General features: G+C 67.6%; 12 protein-coding genes. 6 read left to right on the plus strand and 6 right to left on the minus strand.

What is annotated here, in order from left to right; translation table 11 throughout:
• Together WS95_RS22385 and WS95_RS22390 are read left to right on the plus strand one after the other, a co-directional pair.
• On the plus strand, positions 1-1,006 hold a 1,006-nt coding region (locus tag WS95_RS22385), incomplete at its 5' end, for a YadA family autotransporter adhesin (RefSeq protein WP_179950222.1).
• Between the two features lie 115 nt (positions 1,007-1,121).
• The gene (locus WS95_RS22390; protein ID WP_059826058.1) at positions 1,122-1,784 is read left to right on the plus strand and encodes an OmpA family protein; all 663 of its coding nucleotides are present in this window, start codon (positions 1,122-1,124) and stop codon (positions 1,782-1,784) included.
• A gap of 197 nt (positions 1,785-1,981) precedes the next feature.
• Here WS95_RS22390 and WS95_RS22395 read toward each other — a convergent pair whose 3' ends face one another.
• On the minus strand, positions 1,982-2,170 hold the full coding sequence (locus tag WS95_RS22395; protein WP_059504075.1) for a hypothetical protein: 189 nt from the start codon (positions 2,168-2,170) through the stop codon (positions 1,982-1,984).
• A 213-nt stretch (positions 2,171-2,383) separates the two neighbouring features.
• On the opposite strand from WS95_RS22395, the gene WS95_RS22400 reads away from it, so the two are divergent.
• The gene (locus WS95_RS22400; RefSeq protein WP_059504060.1) at positions 2,384-2,599 is read left to right on the plus strand and encodes a DUF3820 family protein; all 216 of its coding nucleotides are present in this window, start codon (positions 2,384-2,386) and stop codon (positions 2,597-2,599) included.
• 252 nt (positions 2,600-2,851) lie between these two features.
• The gene (gene uvrA / locus WS95_RS22405; protein WP_059826063.1) at positions 2,852-8,746 is read left to right on the plus strand and encodes an excinuclease ABC subunit UvrA; all 5,895 of its coding nucleotides are present in this window, start codon (positions 2,852-2,854) and stop codon (positions 8,744-8,746) included.
• An 88-nt stretch (positions 8,747-8,834) separates the two neighbouring features.
• On the opposite strand, the gene WS95_RS22410 is transcribed toward uvrA, so the two are convergent.
• From WS95_RS22410 to WS95_RS22420, 3 genes are all read right to left on the minus strand, one after another.
• A complete protein-coding gene (locus WS95_RS22410) occupies positions 8,835-9,776 on the minus strand; it encodes an amino acid ABC transporter substrate-binding protein (RefSeq protein ID WP_034208990.1) in 942 nt (313 codons plus the stop codon).
• Positions 9,777-9,789: 13 nt separating this feature from the next.
• Entirely contained in the window at positions 9,790-11,097 is a 1,308-nt protein-coding gene (locus WS95_RS22415) for a dicarboxylate/amino acid:cation symporter (protein ID WP_034208991.1), read from the minus strand.
• 299 nt (positions 11,098-11,396) lie between these two features.
• Entirely contained in the window at positions 11,397-12,314 is a 918-nt protein-coding gene (locus WS95_RS22420; protein WP_059826067.1) for a LysR family transcriptional regulator, read from the minus strand.
• Between the two features lie 172 nt (positions 12,315-12,486).
• Here WS95_RS22420 and gltP point away from each other — a divergent pair, with 172 nt between their 5' ends.
• Together gltP and WS95_RS22430 are read left to right on the plus strand one after the other, a co-directional pair.
• Positions 12,487-13,815: a glutamate/aspartate:proton symporter GltP gene (gene gltP / locus WS95_RS22425; protein ID WP_059826069.1), complete on the plus strand. Its 1,329-nt coding sequence runs from the start codon at positions 12,487-12,489 to the stop codon at positions 13,813-13,815.
• A gap of 53 nt (positions 13,816-13,868) precedes the next feature.
• On the plus strand, positions 13,869-15,128 hold the full coding sequence (locus tag WS95_RS22430; RefSeq protein ID WP_059826072.1) for an aminotransferase class V-fold PLP-dependent enzyme: 1,260 nt from the start codon (positions 13,869-13,871) through the stop codon (positions 15,126-15,128).
• 254 nt (positions 15,129-15,382) lie between these two features.
• Here WS95_RS22430 and WS95_RS22435 read toward each other — a convergent pair whose 3' ends face one another.
• Together WS95_RS22435 and WS95_RS36150 are read right to left on the minus strand one after the other, a co-directional pair.
• The gene (locus tag WS95_RS22435; protein ID WP_059826075.1) at positions 15,383-16,204 is read right to left on the minus strand and encodes an OmpA family protein; all 822 of its coding nucleotides are present in this window, start codon (positions 16,202-16,204) and stop codon (positions 15,383-15,385) included.
• 16 nt (positions 16,205-16,220) lie between these two features.
• On the minus strand, positions 16,221-17,232 hold a 1,012-nt coding region (locus WS95_RS36150), incomplete at its 5' end, for a YadA family autotransporter adhesin (RefSeq protein WP_179950223.1).

Below are 17,232 nucleotides of genomic sequence, written 5' to 3' on the forward strand. Positions count from 1 at the left end.
CGCGCAGTCGGTCGCGCAGGGTGCGAATGCGGTGGCGGTCAGCGTGGGCAGCGTCGCGCTCGGCTCCGGTGCGCACAGCACGGCGACCGATGCGCTCGCGCTCGGCGCCGGCGCATCGGCGACGTTCGCGAACAGCGTGGCGCTCGGCGCCGGTTCGCTGACCACGGTCGGCGCGCTGACGAACTATGTCGCGTACGGGCTGAGCAGCCCGCAGTCGTCGGCCGGCGAAGTGAACATCGGCAATCGCCAGATCACGGGGCTCGCAGCAGGCAAGAACGGCACGGACGCGGTGAACGTGTCGCAGCTCGATTCGGTCGCGAACCAGTTGACGACGCTGATCGACCAGCGCACGACCAACCTCGGCGGGCAGTACACGACGAACCCGACCGGCGTGAACGTGCCGCCGGGCTCGACCGGGCCGAATTCGTCGGCGGGCGGGTCGGGGGCGGTGGCATCGGGCTCGAACAGCACGGCGGTCGGCAATAGTGCGCTCGCGTCGGGCAACGGCTCCACGGCGATCGGCGTGGGTTCGACGGCATCGGGCAACAACTCGACCGCGCTCGGCACGGGCAGCAACGACGGCGGGCGCTCGAACGTGGTCGCGGTCGGCTCGGCGGATTCGGCGCGTCAGGTCGTGAACGTCGCGGCGGGCACGCAAGGCACCGACGCGGTGAACGTGAACCAGCTGAATGCGGTATCGAACCAGTTCACGCAATCGCTGAACACGGTCAACAATCAGCTCACGCAGATGCAGCAGCAGATTCAGCAGACCGATTCGATGGCCCGCGAGGGGATCGCCGCGACCGCCGCGATGGCGTCGATCCCGCACATGGACCGCGATTCGAACTTCGCGATGGGGGTCGGCACGGCGACGTTCCAGGGCCAGAAGGCCATGGCGGTCGGCATGCAGGCGCGCATCACGGAGAACCTGAAGGCGACGCTGAACGGCGGTTTCGCCGGCAGCCAGCGCGTCGTCGGCGCGGGCATGCTGTATCAGTGGAAGTGATCGCGCGCAGCGGCTCGTTCCGGCACGCGTTGCCGGGGCGGGCCGCGCCGAACGCAAACGCATGCGCGTGCGGCCGCGCCGCACGCTGCGCCCATCGCATTCTCGGAGTAATCAAGTGAAAAACATCCATCTTGCACTGCTGGCGTCCGTCGTTTCCCTCGCGGCCTGTTCGAGTGCGTCGGGGCCGACGTACAACGCGTACGAACTGCAGTCGCGCAACGGCATCCGCACGTTCCAGGTCGACTGCCACGGCATCCTGTCGACCGCGAAGACCTGCATGAAGGTCGCGACACGCATGTGCGGCAACGAGCCCGTACGGCTCGTCGACACCACCACGCCGTACCGCGACGGCGCCGATCCGCATTCGATCGTGTTCCAGTGCGGCGCGGCGCCCGCGCCGGCCGCCGCGGCCGTTGCGCCGGCGCCCGCGCCGGTCGAGAAGGTGAGCCTGACCGGCGATGCGTATTTCGCGACCGACTCGGCCGTGCTGACGCCCGCGGCCACCGCCGCGCTCGACACGCTGCTGAACCGGCAGGCCGACCGGCATTTCTCCCGCGTGGAAGTGGACGGCTATACCGACGCGACCGGTTCCGATGCGCACAATCAGGCGCTGTCGAAGCGCCGGGCGGATGCCGTCGCCGCATACTTGCGCGAACGCGGGCTGAAGGCGGATTCGTTTGCCGCGGCCGGTCACGGGGCAGCCAGTCCGGCGGCATCGAACGATACCGCCGAAGGGCGCGCGCGCAATCGTCGCGTGGAAATCTCGCTGCAGAAGTAGGACGCCGCGACCGGGTCGCCGCAAGCGCGGCCGTCGAAGCCGGACGGCTCGCTTGCGGCAAGGATGCCCGGTGCGGACGAAGGCGGCGGGACAGGCCCGGCGCGGCGTGCGCGTGCGGCGGTCGCATGGACGCCGCCCGCACGGCGAGTTGCGCCCGGCCCGCGGACCGTTATCCGCACCAGCCCGCGGATCGGCGTTCAGTGCCTGATCATGCAGACGGCCACGATCTCGTATCCTGGGTCGGCATGCGCGCTCGCGGCTTTTTCCGCTTCGTCGTACGAACTAAAGGATGCGGCATCCTCGATGGCCGGCGCCATCCCGATATCGCCGTCCTCGGCGGTGCACAGGAACTGCTCGCCGGTCTTCACGACGTAGGTGGACATCATGATTCCCTCCAGGGTGTGCAGGGGGAAATTCCAGTCTAGCAGGCAGGAGGGAAGTCGGCGGCCGACGCGAGTCCCGGTCGTCGATCGGGGCCGGCTCGTCGATTCGAGCCGGCCGCGAAGGGCAGGATTCGCGGCTGTGCGCCGGCGTGGACCGATGGGCACGTGGCGGGGCAGTCGCGCGCGGAAGAGCGCAAAGCCGTGCACAATACGCGCATGCATGCCCCCGATCTCGAACGTCTTGTCGCCGTCACGATGCCCTTCGGAAAATACAAGGGCCGACTCATTGCCGACCTGCCCGGACCTTACCTCAACTGGCTGGCGCGCGAAGGGTTCCCGCGCGGCGAACTCGGCCGACAGCTCGCGCTCATGCACGAGATCGACCATAACGGCTTGCGGCACCTGCTGGAGCCGCTGCGCAAACCCGCGTAGCGCGAGCGTCGCGTCCGGTCGGCCGCCTGATTCGGCGAAGGCGGGGCGGCGCGGTCGTGCACTTTCGCGCTCCGGCGACAAATGCCCGGTCATGGCCCGTTCATGGAAAGCTGTATGAATATACAGTATAGTATGCGTCGAACCGGACCGCGCGCAGCATCCCTCGTCGCGGTCCGCGCCGCGCCTGCGGGCATCCGCCGCAGCGTTCCGGCACCGTGAACTCTGGCTAACTCATTCAGACGGGCAGGCAAATTGTCATCCAGCAATCTGATCCGCATTCGCGGAGCACGTCAGCACAACCTCAAGAATCTCGATCTCGACCTGCGCACCGGCGAAATGACGGTCGTGACCGGCCCGTCGGGCTCCGGCAAGTCGAGTCTCGTGTTCGACACGCTGTACGCGGAGGGTCAGCGGCGCTACGTCGAAACCTTCAGCGCGTATGCGCGGCAGTTTCTCGATCGGATGGATCGCCCGCAGGTGGAGCGCGTCGACGGCGTGCCGCCCGCGATCGCGATCGACCAGACCAATCCGGTTCGCAGCTCGCGATCGACCGTCGGCACGATGACCGAGCTGAACGACCACCTGAAGCTGCTGTACGCGCGCGCGGCCGAGCTGTTCGACCGCAAGACCGCGCGGCAGGTGCGGCACGATACGCCGGAGACGATCTACGCGGAACTCGTCGCGCGTACGCAGGCGGACGATCCGCGCGTCGTCGTCACGTTCCCGGTCGAATTGCCGGAAGCGGTGTCCGACGAGGAAATCGCGCAATGGCTGTCGGCGAGCGGCTACACGCGCGTGCAGGCGCAGCGCGAAATCGCGTCGCCCACCGGGCCGCGCAAGGTGCTCGACGTGGTGGCCGACCGTTTCCGCGTGCAGCAGGCCGACAAGGTGCGTGTGGTCGAGGCAATCGAGGCGTCGCTCAAGCGCGGCGCGGGCCGCGTGAACGTGTACGTGCTGGCGCCGGACGCTGACAACACGGTCGCCGAGCCGCAGGTGTGGCGCTTCTCCACCGGGTTGCACGATCCCGACAGCGACCTGCGCTACGCGGAGCCGCAAGCGGCGCTGTTCTCGTTCAACTCGGCGTATGGCGCGTGCGAAACCTGTCGCGGCTTCGGCCGCGTGATCGGCGTCGATCTCGGCCTCGTGATTCCCGATGCGCGCAAGACGCTGCGCGGCGGCGCGATCAAGCCGATGCAGACGCCCGCGTGGAAAGAGTGCCAGGACGACCTGATGCGCTACGCGGCGAAGGCCGGCATCCGGCGCGACGTGCCGTGGTCCGAGCTGACGGATGCCGAGCGCGACTGGGTCGTCGACGGCTCGCCCGACTGGAACGGCAAGTGGCAGAGCCAGTGGTATGGCGTGAAGCGCTTCTTCGGCTACCTCGAATCGAAGGCGTACAAGATGCACATCCGCGTGCTGCTGTCGAAATACCGCAGCTACACGCCGTGCGACGTGTGCGGCGGCGCGCGCCTGAAGACGGAATCGCTGCAATGGCGGCTCGGCTCGAAAGAGAATGCCGACAGCGTGCTCGCGCCGGCCGATCGCTTCATGCCGCGCGGCGTCGACTGGAGCCGCGCGCAGCTCGAAGCGCTGCCGGGCCTGACCGTGCACGACCTGATGCTGCTGCCGATCGAGCGCATCCGGCGCTTCTTCGACGAAATCGTCTTGCCGAGCGCGCTGCTCGACGATGCATTGAAGCTGCTGCTCGCCGAAGTGCGCACGCGGCTGAAATACCTGTGCGACGTCGGGCTCGGCTACCTGACGCTCGATCGGCAGAGCCGCACGCTGTCGGGCGGCGAGGTGCAGCGGATCAACCTGACGACCGCGCTCGGCACGTCGCTCACGAAAACCCTGTTCGTGCTCGACGAGCCGAGCATCGGGCTGCATCCGCGCGATCTCACGCGGATCGTCGAGGCGATGCAGCGGCTGCGCGACGCGGGCAACACGCTGGTCGTGGTCGAGCACGATCCGTCGGTGATGCTCGCGGCCGATCGACTGATCGACATGGGCCCCGGCCCGGGCGAACGCGGCGGCACGATCGTGTACGACGGCACGCCGGGCGACATCCGTTCCGCGCACACGCTGACGGGCGAGTATCTCGGCGGCCGCAAGCAGGTCGCGCATGCGTCGAACTGGGCGCGCCGTCCGGTCGATGCGAGCACGCCGCGCATCGTGCTCGAAGGCGCGACCGAGCACAACCTGCGCGACGTCACGGTCGAGATTCCGCTGCAGCGGCTCGTGTGCGTGACGGGCGTGTCCGGCTCCGGCAAATCCACGCTGCTGCAGGACGTGCTGTACCCGGCGATGGCGCGGCACCACGGCAAGGCGACCGAGTCGCCGGGCGCGTTCCGCCGACTCACGGGCGCCGACCAGGTCGGCGACGTCGTGTTCGTCGACCAGTCGCCGATCGGCAAGACCACGCGCTCGAACCCGGCGAGCTACGTCGGCGCGTTCGACGAAATCCGCAAGCTGTTCGCGAAGGCGCCGCTCGCGCTGCAGCGCGGCTACGGCGCCGGCACGTTCAGCTTCAACTCGGGCGACGGCCGTTGCCCGACCTGCGGCGGCTCGGGCTTCGAACACATCGAGATGCAGTTCCTGAGCGACGTCTACCTGCGTTGCCCGGACTGCGACGGCAGCCGCTACCGCGCCGAGATTCTCGAGGTGCGCATCGAGCGCGACGGCCGCGCGCTGAACGTCGCCGATGTACTCGACCTGACCGTCAGCGAAGCCGCGGCGTTCTTCGCGACCGATGCCGAGGTGCTGCGCGTGCTGCAGCCGATCGTCGACGTCGGCCTCGAATACGTGAAGCTCGGCCAGCCGGTGCCGACGCTGTCGGGCGGCGAGGCGCAGCGCCTGAAGCTCGCCGGCTTCCTCGCCGAGTCGGCGGCCGCGGCCAACGGGCGCCGGGTCGCGACGGAAGAGGCGCGCATCGCGCGCGCGAAGCTGTTCATGTTCGACGAGCCGACCACCGGGCTGCATTTCGACGACATCGCGAAGCTGATGCAGGCGTTCGGCAAGCTGCTCGCGGCCGGCCATTCGCTGATCGTGATCGAGCACAATCTCGACGTGATCCGCGCGGCCGACTGGCTGATCGATCTCGGCCCGGAAGGCGGCGACGGCGGCGGCCGCGTGCTGTGCGCGGGCACGCCCGACGACGTGAAGGCGTGCGCCGAATCGCATACGGGCGTCGCGCTGCTGCAGTACGACCGCGCGATGGACGGCGAAGCGGCGGTTGCCGACGAAGGCGTGCCGCTGCAGGCCGTGCTGAACGCGGCGCGCGCGCGCCGTGCGGTCGAGGGCGAGGACGTCGTGCGGATCGTCAACGCGCGCGAGCACAATCTGAAATCGCTCGACGTCGACATCCCGCACGGCAAGTTCAACGTGATCACCGGCGTGTCGGGGTCCGGCAAGTCGACGCTCGCGTTCGACATCCTGTTCCACGAAGGCCAGCGCCGCTATCTCGAATCGCTGAACGCGTATGCGCGCTCGATCGTGCAGCCGGCCGGCCGCCCCGAGGTCGACGCGGTGTACGGCATTCCGCCGACCGTCGCGATCGAGCAGCGGCTGTCGCGCGGCGGTCGCAAGAGCACGGTCGCGACCACGTCCGAAGTGTGGCATTTCCTGCGGCTGCTGTATGTGAAGCTCGGCCTGCAGCACTGCATCCACGACGGCACGCCGGTCACGTCGCAATCCGTCGAATCGATCGCCGCGCAACTGCTGCGCGATCATCGCGGCGAACACGTCGGGTTGCTCGCGCCGCTCGTCGTCAACCGCAAGGGCGTGTACACGGATCTCGCGAAGTGGGCGAAGGCGCGCGGCAGCACGCATCTGCGCGTCGACGGCGAATTCGTCACGGTCGATCCGTGGCCGAAGCTCGACCGCTTTCGCGAGCACACGATCGAGTTGCCGGTTGCCGATATCGTCGTGTCGCCGGACAACGAAGCCGAGTTGCGGCGCAGGCTCGACGAGACGCTCGAGCTCGGCAAGGGCGTGATGCACCTGCTCGCGCCGCTCGACGGGCTGCACGATGCGATGCGCAACGATCATTCGACCGCCGGGGTCGGCGCGGTCAAGGTGCTGTCGGTCAAGCGCGCGTGCCCGGTGTGCGGCACGAGCTATCCGGAGCTCGACCCGCGGATGTTCTCGTACAACAGCAAGCACGGCTGGTGCACGACTTGCGTCGGCACCGGCGTCACGCTCACGCGCGAACAGCGCGCCGCGTACGACGACACGGTGCTCGCCGAGGACGGCCGCGGCCGCGAACAGACGCTGCCGTCGGACGAGCAGGAGCCGGAGGGTGTCGGCAACGAGCCGTGCCCGGATTGCGGCGGTACGCGGCTGAACCCGACCGCGCGCGCGGTCACGTTCGATGCGCATCCGATCGTCGAGGTCGCGCAATGGACGGTGTCGGACACGCGCCGCTGGATCGACGCGCTCGAACTCGCCGGGCGCGACGCGCAGATCGCGCGCGACATCGTCAGCGAGATTGGCAGCCGCCTCGCGTTTCTCGAGGAGGTCGGGCTCGGCTATCTGAGCCTCGACCGCGCGGCGCCGAGCCTGTCGGGCGGCGAAGCGCAGCGTATCCGGCTGGCCGCGCAGCTCGGCAGCAATCTGCAGGGCGTCTGCTACGTGCTCGACGAGCCGACGATCGGCCTGCATCCGCGCGACAACCAGATCCTGCTGGACGCATTGCGCAAGCTCGGCGACAAGGGCAATACGCTGGTCGTCGTCGAGCATGACGAGGACACGATCCGCCGCGCGGATCACATCATCGACGTCGGTCCGGGCGCCGGCAAGCGCGGCGGCACGCTGGTCGCGCAAGGCGCGGTCGCCGATCTCGCCGCGCAGGCCGATTCGGTGACGGGGCGCCTGCTCGCGCAGCCGATGCTGCATCCGCTGCAGCCGCGCCGCAGCGTGAGCCTGCCGGGCAAGAAAGGCGGGGCGGCGGTGCCGGAAGCGTGGCTGACCGTGCATGGCGCCAGGTTGCACAACCTGCGCGACGTCACGGTCGGCATTCCGCTCGCGCGGCTCGTCGCGGTGACGGGCGTCAGCGGCTCGGGCAAGTCGACGCTCGCGCGCGACGTGCTGATGACGAACCTGCTCGATGCGGTCGGCCGCTCGGTGCTGTCGTCGCCGGCTACGCGGCGGGCGCGCAAGGCGGCGCAGCAGGACGCGCCGGCCGCCGAGCGCCGCTCGAGCGTGCTCGCGCGCAGCGCGCCGCGGCCGTCGCTGAACGTCACGCATACGTGGCAGGGCTGCGAGTCGCTGAGCGGCTTCGAGCAGATCGATCGCGTGCTCGAAGTCGATCAGACGCCGATCGGCAAGACGCCGCGTTCGTGCCCGGCCACCTACATCGGCGTGTGGGACACGATTCGCAAGCTGTTCGCCGATACGCTCGAAGCGCGCGCACGCGGCTATACGGCGTCGCGGTTCTCGTTCAATACCGGCGACGGGCGCTGCCCCGCGTGCGAAGGGCAAGGCGTGCGCACGATCGGCATGAGCTTCCTGCCCGACGTGAAGGTGCCGTGCGACGTATGCCACGGGCAGCGCTTCAACCCAGAGACGCTCGCCGTCACGTGGCGCGGCCGGAACATCGGCGACGTGCTGACGATGGAGATCGACGAGGCGGTGGAATTTTTCGCGCCGATCTCGAACATCGCGCATCCGCTGCAGTTGATGAAGGATGTCGGGCTAGGCTATCTGACGCTCGGCCAGCCGTCGCCGACGCTGTCCGGCGGCGAAGCGCAGCGCATCAAGCTCGTCACCGAGCTGACGAAGGTGCGCGACGACGTCACGCGACGCGGCCAGAAGGCGCCGCACACGCTGTACGTGCTCGACGAACCGACGGTCGGCCTGCACATGGCGGACGTCGCGAAGCTGATTCGCGTGCTGCACCGGTTGGTGGATGCCGGGCATAGCGTCGTCGTGATCGAGCATGACCTCGACGTGATCGCGGAAGCCGACTGGATCATCGATCTCGGGCCGGAAGGCGGGGTGGGTGGCGGCACGATCGTCGCGGCGGCGCCGCCGGAAGCGCTCGTGCAGGTGAAGGCAAGCCATACCGGGCAGGCGCTGAAGCCGGTGCTGGCGCGAACGGCTGTCGAAGGCGCCGAAGCGGCGCGGCAGGGCGCGGCGCGAGTCGGCTGAGCGCGCTGCGTCCGGCGAGCGGCCCCGGTGCCTGGCGACGCATCGGGGCCGTTCTTGTTTCGTCATGCGTCGCTCATGTCGACGCCGCTCAACTCCCGTTGACGCCGATCGTCTCGATGATGGTTTCCAGTTGCGGGCTCATCGGCAGGTTGAGACTCAGGCCCGACGGAAGCGGACGCAGGAACCAGCGCTTGTACTGGCGCGCGATCTCGCCGTCGGCGGCCAGCTCCTGGAACGTGCTCTTCACGAGCTGGGCGAGCTGCGGATCGTCCTTGCGGAACATGATTCCGTACGGGTCGTAGGACAGGAAGTCGCCCACCACGTCGTACTGGCCGCCCTTGTTCGCGTTCTCGGCGATCAGCCCGTACAGCAGCACGTCGTCCGTCGCGAACGCGTCGGCGCTGCCGTTCGCGACGAGTGCGAAGCCCTGCGCATGATCCGGCACCACCTGTAGCTGGATCCCGAGCCTGAACCGTTCGTTCAGGTCGCGCAGCGCCTTCTCGTTGGTCGTGCCGGCCGTCACCGCGACCTTCTTCCCCGCGAGATCGCGGAACGAGCGGATCGGCGCGCCTCGTTTCACCATCACCTTCGTGCCGGCCACGAAGATGATCGGCGAGAACGCCACGCGTTTCTGGCGCTCGAGGTTGCTGGTCGTGGAGCCGCATTCCAGATCGACTTTCCCGCTGACCACCGCGTCGATGCGGTTGTCGGACGTGACCGGCACCCAGCGGATCGTCAGGTTCCGGTTGACCGCATCCTCGATCGACGACACGAGCGCCTTGCACAGCTCGATCGAATAGCCGATCGGCTGGTTGCGCGCGTTCAGGTACGAGAACGGGATCGACGCGTCGCGATAGCCGAGCGCGATCGTGCCGCTGCCACGCACCTTCGCGAGCGTGCCCGTCAGTTGAGCCGGCGCGACCGGCTCGACGCGCGGCGGCGTCGACGGCGCATCTTCCGCGCGCGCGGTCGCGCCCGTGGCGAGCAGGCCCGCGAGCGCGAGCGCACGCCAGAATCGCTGCATCTTCATCGCCGGGCCTCCGTCAGACTTCCGTCGGATGTGCGATCGTCGCTTCCTGTTCCGCTTCGATGCGCGCCGCGTTGGCGTCGGCTTCCGCTTCCGACAGCAGCTGGCCTTCCCATTTCGCGACCACCGCGCTGGCGATCGAGTTGCCCACCGCATTGGTGGCCGAGCGGCCCATGTCGAGGAACGTGTCGACGCCGAGAATCAGCAGCAGCCCGGCCTCCGGAAGCCCGAACTGGTGCAGCGTGGCCGCGATCACGACGAGCGATGCACGCGGCACGCCGGCCATCCCCTTCGACGTGAGCATCAGGACCAGCAGCATCGTGATTTGCGTGCCGAGCGACAGGTGCTGGTTGTACGCCTGCGCGATGAACAGCGACGCGAACGTGCAGTACATCATCGACCCGTCGAGGTTGAACGAATAGCCCATCGGCATCACGAAGCTGGAGATCTTGCGGCGTACGCCGAACCGGTCGAGCGCGTCGAGGATCTTCGGGTACGCGGCCTCGGAGCTCGCCGTCGCGAACGACAGCATGAACGCTTCCTTGATCAGCACGAGCAGCTTGAACACGCGAGGGCCGAGGAACAGGAATCCCGCACAGACGAGCAATGCCCAGAGCAGGAACAGGCTGATGTAGAAGTCGCCCATGAACACCGCGAACTTCAGCAGTACCGACAGCCCGTTGACCGCGACGGTGGCGGCCATCGCGGCCATCACCGCGAGCGGCGCGAGCTTCATCACGTAGCCGGTGATCTTGAGCATCACGTGCGACAACTGGTCGATCGCGGCGATCAGGATCTTGCCGCGCTCGCCGAGTGCGGCGAGCGCGACGCCGAAGAACATCGAGAACACGACGATCTGCAGGATTTCGTTGTTCGCCATCGCCTCGGCGATCGATCTCGGCACCATGTGGCCGACGAAATCCTTCAGCGTGAACTTGGACGTCGCGAGGTTCGCGGATGCGCCGATGTCCGGCAGCGGCAGGCCGAGGTTCTCGCCGGGCCGCAGCAGGTTCGCCATCAGCAACCCGAGCAGCAGCGAGACCAGCGACGCGGTGACGAACCAGCCGATCGATTTCGCGAACACGCGTCCGACCGACGCCGCGTCGCCCATGTGTGCGATGCCGACGACCAGCGTGGAGAAGACGAGCGGCCCGATCACCATCTTGATCAGCCGCAGGAACACGTCGGACACGAGCGAGATGTAGCCGGCGATTTCGGCGGCGGCTTTCCTGTCCGGAAAGCTCGTGAAGATCATGTAGCCGATCACGATGCCTACCGCCATCGCGATCAGGATCCAGACGGCTGCAGCATTCTTTTTTCGCATCGTGAGCCTCCCATGCAGCGGTTTCGCAATCGGGGATGGGAGGACGATACAGGACCAGAATGGCGATGAACAGTGCAACCGGGTCCGGGTTTGCGCTAGCGTCGGGTCGTGACGCGTGGACGGTGGTGATTGCACCGGTGGCGCTTCCGGACACGACGCCGGCGCAACCCAATACCGGTTTGTGCGGAGCAGCACGTTGGCCGTTCGACGGCTGCCGGACGGCGGCGATTGGCGCGAATTCGTTATTCTCGACCGTCATACACCAATCGACCGGCATGTTGCGTTGCCGCGATGCCGCGCTAGTCGTGCGCCCGCGGATCCAGCAGGCTCGTGTTGAAATCGCACGACTGCGCGGCGAGCCGGACGATCTCGGCGATCAACGAATGGGCACGTTCGGCGCGGTGCAGCGCGACGTAGCGAACCGGCGGCAGCGCCGGCTGCGTGCGCACGATCTCCAGCGCGTCGCACGCGACGAGGTGCGCGACGCATGCCTTCGGCAGATAGCTGATTCCCAGGCCCGACAGCGTCAGGCCGATCTGCGCGAGCAGGCTGTTGCTCGACAGCACGCGCTGAGTCGCGACGCCGTGTTCCTGCAGAAAGCGCGTGTACAGGTGCCCGGTGCCTGACAGGTTTCCCTGCAGGATCAGCGGAAACCGCGCGAGATCCGTCAACGAAAGGGCGGCCCGGGACGTCGGCACGAATCCGGCTGCGCACATCCACGCGTTGTCGACCTCGCCGACCGTCGTCACCGTGAACGCGTCCGCCGCATGAATCTGCGGGACCACGATCAGATCGATCGTGTCGGCCGCGAGCCGGTCGCGCAGCGTCGCGGTCAGGTCCACCTCGGCCTCCACGTGCACGCGCGGATACGCGGCCTGGATCGCCGCGATCAGGCGCGGCAGCCACGTCAGCGCGGTCAGTTCGGTCACGCCGATCCGGACATGCCGTACCAGCGCTTCCTTCGAGCTCATCCGTTCGACCACGCGGTCGCGCTGCTCGAGCAATGCCTTCGCATGATCGAACAGCTCCGCGCCCTTGTCGGTGAGCCGCGCGCTGCGATGCGCGCGATCGAACACGGTGAGGTCGAACGTGCGTTCGAGTTCCTGGATCCGCTTCGATACGGCCGACTGCGTCGTGTTCAGGCGCGTCGCCGCGGCGTCGAACGAGCCGAGCTGCACGATCCAGTACAGCGCTTCCATCTGCTTGAACGTCAGCATCGCGAGTCACTCGATAGATGAAGAAAAGCGATATGTTCTCATGTCAAAAAATCGCTTTTTTTACATATTTCGGCTATTTAAGGTGCTCCCGTGGCGTCGCCGGGCGCGTGCGTTCACCAGAAAACGCGCCGCCGCACCAGCGTTCAATCGAACCCCCATTCCTGGAGATTGCATGGACACCGTCATCGATTCCCCGCCCGCCGCCGGCGTGGCCCGCAAGCCGCGCGTCGGTCTTGCGTGGCAGATCGTCATCGGCCTCGTCATCGGCATCGCGACCGGGCTCGTGCTGAACCGGTTTCCGCAATTGCGCGACACCGCCGTGTCCGGATTGCTGCAGCCGGCCGGCGACATCTTCATCAAGCTGGTGCGGATGATCGTCGTGCCGATCGTGTTCACGAGCATGGTGATCGGCATCGCCGGCGTGGGCGACGGCAAGTCGCTCGGCCGTCTCGGCCTCAAGACGCTGCTCTATTTCGAGGCGATCACGACGATCGCGATCGTGCTCGGGCTCGTGATCGGCAACGTGCTGCAGCCGGGCGTCGGCACCGACATGTCGCAACTCGGGCACACCGACATTTCCCGTTACCAGCAGACCACGCAACAGGTGCAGCAGGCGCACCACGGGCTGATGGCGCTGGTGCTCGGCATCATCCCGGACAACATCGTCGCGTCGATGGCGAAGGGCGACCTGCTACCGGTGATCTTTTTCTCGCTGCTGTTCGGGCTCGGGCTGCAGTCGGTGCCGGAAGAGCATCGCAAGCCGGTGCTCGCGATGCTCAAGGGCGTCGCCGATGCGATGTTCAAGGTGACGAACATGGTGATGCGCTATGCGCCGGTCGGCGTGTGCGCGCTGATCGCGGTGACTGTCGCGAGCTTCGGCTTCGGATCGCTGCTGCCGCTGCTGAAGCTGGTCGCCGTCACTTACTTCGCGATCCTGCTGTTCGCGATCGCGGTGCTCGGCGTGACCGCGCGGCTGTTCGGATTCCGCATCCTCACGGTGCTGCGCGTGATCAAGGACGAGCTGATCATCGCGTTCTCGACCTGCAGCTCGGCGACGGTGCTGCCGCAGCTGATGAAGAAGATGGAGGACTACGGCGTGCCGAAGAGCATCACGACGTTCGTGGTGCCGACCGGCTACACGTTCAACCTCGACGGCGCGTCGATTTATCTCGGCATCGGCACGCTGTTCGTCGCGCAGCTTTATGGCGTGCACCTCGGCTGGCAGCAACAGGTGCTGCTGACGCTGACCATGGTCGTCACGTCGAAGGGCGCCGCCGGCGTGCCGGGCTTCATGTTCGTGATCATGCTCGCGACGCTCGCGAGCGCGGGGCTGCCGCTCGAAGGGCTCGCGTTCATTGCCGGCGTCGACCGGATCATGGACATGGGCCGCACCGCGCTGAACGTCGTCGGCAACGCGCTCGCGCCGCTCGTCATCGCGAAATGGGAAGGCCGGTACGACGCGGAAAAGGGCCGCGCGTACGTCGAATCGCTGCGCGGCTGACAGCCGCCATGCACGCATCGCACAACATTCGGAAGCAAACAGGAGCATCTAAGATGAGCAGTCCTCATGGAGCACTTTTTCCAGAAGCGCTGATGCAGCAGATCAAGTCGCGCTTTCATCACGTCGATCGCGACGTCGACGGCCGCGAGCGGCTGTTCTTCGACAACGCGGGCGGGTCGTTCCGGTTGAAGGCGGCGATCGACGCGTACGCACGGGTCGATGCGCTGCCCGATTGCCCGGAGCGCATCCACGCGCGCGCACTCGATCTGCAGGCGATCCAGTCGCGCGGCGAGGACGACGTTCGAACGATCCTGAACGCGCAGGGCGGCAGCGTGTATGCGTCGCTGACCGCATCGGGCGCGATGTTCGACATGGTGCGCGCGATCATGGAGAACGTGCCGGGCACCAATGCGGTGACGACCGTGCTCGAGCATCCGTCGTCCTACGATGCGATGACGTATTACGCGCAACGCACCGGCAAGACGCTGCGCATCGCGCCGAGCAATCCGCAGACCGGCGGCGTGGACGTCGATGCGATCGTGCCGCTGGTCGACGCGGATACCGCGCTGCTCAGCGTGATGGCGGCGTCGAACATTTCCGGCGCGAAATTCGACATCGAGACGATCGTCGCGCGTGCGCGCGAGAAGAAGCCCGACCTGTTCATCGTCGTCGACGCGGTCCAGCATGCGCCGCACGGGATCGTCGATCTTCAGCGCACGCCGGTCGACGGGATCAACTTCGCCCCGTACAAGTTTTTCGGATGCCGCGGCTCGGGCATGTCGTGGCTGTCGCCGCGCGCGGCGGCGTTGCCGCATCACCGGCTCGCCGCGAAGGAGACTGGCGTATGGGAACTCGGCAGCCCGGCGCCCGCGCAGTTTGCGGTCGTATCGGCGATCGTCGATTACGTGGCCTGGATCGGCCGGTATTTCATCGATTCGGACGACCGGCGCACGCTCTTCGTCGAGGGCATGCACCGGATCGAGCTGCATGAGCGCGCGCTGCTCGCCGCATTGCTCGACGGTTTGCGCGCGATCGACGGCGTCGACGTCTACTGGGATCACGACGACCTGACGCAGCGCGACCTGATCGTCGGCATCGGCTTCGCGCATCTCGAATCGACGCAGGCGGTGCGCGAGTACGAGAAGCAGGGGGTGATCGTCTACGAGCGCGTCGCAACGAGCCTGTATTCTGGCCGGATGCTGAAATCGTTCGGACTCCCCGGCGCGGTGCGGATCTCACCGCTCCATTGTCACGCGCCGGACGATATCGCGCGATTCCTCGCGATAACGAAAGCGCTCGCCGCGCACCGATGATCGACGACACGGCCCGGATCGTCCGGGGCGTGTCGCGTTCGCCGTCAAACCGGCCACGCAACCGGTTGCGGCTACGGGAAGCGGGCCGATCGGCCCGTGTCGTTACATGCCGAGCGGGTCGTTGTGCTCGCCGCGCCGGCCGCCAGCGCCGTAGAGCCGGCGAGCGCGCATGACTCGTCGCCCGGCGCGCCCGACGACCGTCGGCTACGTCACATCGCACAATCGGCGCAACCGCGGCCCCGCGCAGCACGAACTCAGCGCTGCCCGTACACGGTAATGGTCACCCGCCGGTCTTTCTGCAGGCATGCGATGACGGCCGGCGATTCGCCGGGCGGACAATGTGACACCGGTTGCGACGCGCCGGCACCGTCAGCCCGAATGCGCGCGGCGTCGATCCCGTGCGCCACCAGGTAGCGTTTCACGGTCTCTGCCCGCGCCAGCGAAAGCGCAAGATTGCTCGCTTCCGAGCCGATGCGATCGGTGTGGCCGACCACGTCGATGTTCGTCGCGCCGGCTTCGTCGCGGATTTTCGCAATCGCGGCGTCGAGTTCCGCGCGACCGCCCGGGAGCATCGAATCGAGGCTCGACTGCGCGAACGGAAACAGTGCCTCCCCCTGGATCGTGTACTGCTCGAGGGGGGCCGGCCGGGCGGCGGCTGCCGCCGGCGCCGTGTCCCGGACGAAGTCCGCGCACGGCGGATCGCGCCAGTACGTCGCGCTCACGCGCATGTTCTTGTCGAACTGCACCTGGTACTGGCAGGACACCACCTGGTCGCCGCGACGGAAGTCGAACAGGTAGTTCCACACGTGATTGCCCACGAACCATTCGTGAAAGTGCGGCGGCCCGATCAGATCGTAGAGCTGATCCTTGTTGAGGCCCGTACTGACGTTGCGCAGGTTCGCGACGTTCACGAACGTGCCGCCCGCGGGCGACGCGGACGCCGCGTCCGGAAAGCGGGGCGGCGTGTGGGGCACCGCACATCCCGTCATGGCGACGGCAGTCGCGACGCACGCCGCGAGCAGCACAGCCTGTTGAGTTTTCATGGTTCGCTTGTTGTTCCGTTTCATGTTTCGCATCGAATCGCCCGTCCGCTTACCACTGATAGCCGGCACCGACCACGGCGCCGTACGTGCCGCGCGTGTTGGTCGACACGGCCGCCTTGTAGATCCAGTGGTTGTTCTCCGAAATGGTCGAGATGCCGAGCGCCTGCCCCGACTGGCCGCGGTACACGCTGCCCGCGATCGCGACCATGCTCTTGCCCGGGCCGGACGGCTGCGGCAGACCGGCCACGGCCATCGCCGTCGCCGTGCCGCCGTCCGCGTCGCGGCGATAGCTGTCGAGGCTGTCGCGCAGGCTCGCGACCTGGCCGTCCGTGTAGCTGTTCGCTTGCGACAACGCGCTGCCTACGCTCGCGTTCAGCTGGTTCACGTTCACCGCGTCGGTGCCCTGCGTGCCCGCCGCGACGTTCACGACTTGTCGCGCCGAATCGGCCGAGCCGACCGCGACCACGTTCGAACGCCCGCCGTCGTTGCTGCCCGTGCCGAGTGCGATCGAGTTGTTGCCCGACGCGGTCGAGCCGACGCCGATCGCCGTCGAACCGGCGCCCGACGCCGTCGAGTTGTTGCCGACCGCCGTGCTGTTCGAGCCCGATGCGACCGATCCAGAGCCGCCCGCCGACGAATTCGGGCCACTCGCCCCCGGCGGCACGTTGCCGCCGTTCGGATTCGACGTGTACGAACCACCGAGGTTGGTCGTGCGCTGGTCGATCAGCGTCGTCAACTGGTTCGCGACCGAATCGAGCTGCGACACGTTCACCGCGTCCGTGCCGTTCTTGCCGGCGGCAAGGCCGGTGATCTGGCGATTGCCGACGTTCACTTCGCCGGCCGACGACTGCGGGCTGCTCAGCCCGTAAGCGACATAGTTCGTCAGCGCGCCGACCGTGGTCAGCGAACCGGCGCCGAGCGCCACGCTGTTCGCGAACGTCGCCGATGCGCCGGCGCCCAGTGCCAGCGCATCGGTCGCGCTGCTACGCGCACCCGAGCCGAGCGCGACGCTGCCGACGCTGACCGCCACCGCGTTCGCGCCTTGTGCCACCGACTGCGCA

Origin of the sequence: Burkholderia sp. MSMB1826 (genome assembly GCF_001526325.1) — a bacterium.
GTDB lineage: Bacteria > Pseudomonadota > Gammaproteobacteria > Burkholderiales > Burkholderiaceae > Burkholderia.

What these genes read in the sequence shown, in the direction of transcription:
- WS95_RS22415 (WP_034208991.1), bottom strand. Translation starts at nt 11,097, where the DNA reads ATGCGAAAAAAGAATGCTGCAGCCGTCTGGATCCTGATCGCGATGGCG.
- WS95_RS22410 (WP_034208990.1), bottom strand. Translation starts at nt 9,776, where the DNA reads ATGAAGATGCAGCGATTCTGGCGTGCGCTCGCGCTCGCGGGCCTGCTC.
- gltP (WP_059826069.1), top strand. Translation starts at nt 12,487, where the DNA reads ATGGACACCGTCATCGATTCCCCGCCCGCCGCCGGCGTGGCCCGCAAG.
- WS95_RS22420 (WP_059826067.1), bottom strand. Translation starts at nt 12,314, where the DNA reads ATGCTGACGTTCAAGCAGATGGAAGCGCTGTACTGGATCGTGCAGCTC.
- WS95_RS22430 (WP_059826072.1), top strand. Translation starts at nt 13,869, where the DNA reads ATGAGCAGTCCTCATGGAGCACTTTTTCCAGAAGCGCTGATGCAGCAG.
- WS95_RS22435 (WP_059826075.1), bottom strand. Translation starts at nt 16,204, where the DNA reads ATGCGAAACATGAAACGGAACAACAAGCGAACCATGAAAACTCAACAG.
- WS95_RS22395 (WP_059504075.1), bottom strand. Translation starts at nt 2,170, where the DNA reads ATGATGTCCACCTACGTCGTGAAGACCGGCGAGCAGTTCCTGTGCACC.
- WS95_RS22400 (WP_059504060.1), top strand. Translation starts at nt 2,384, where the DNA reads ATGCATGCCCCCGATCTCGAACGTCTTGTCGCCGTCACGATGCCCTTC.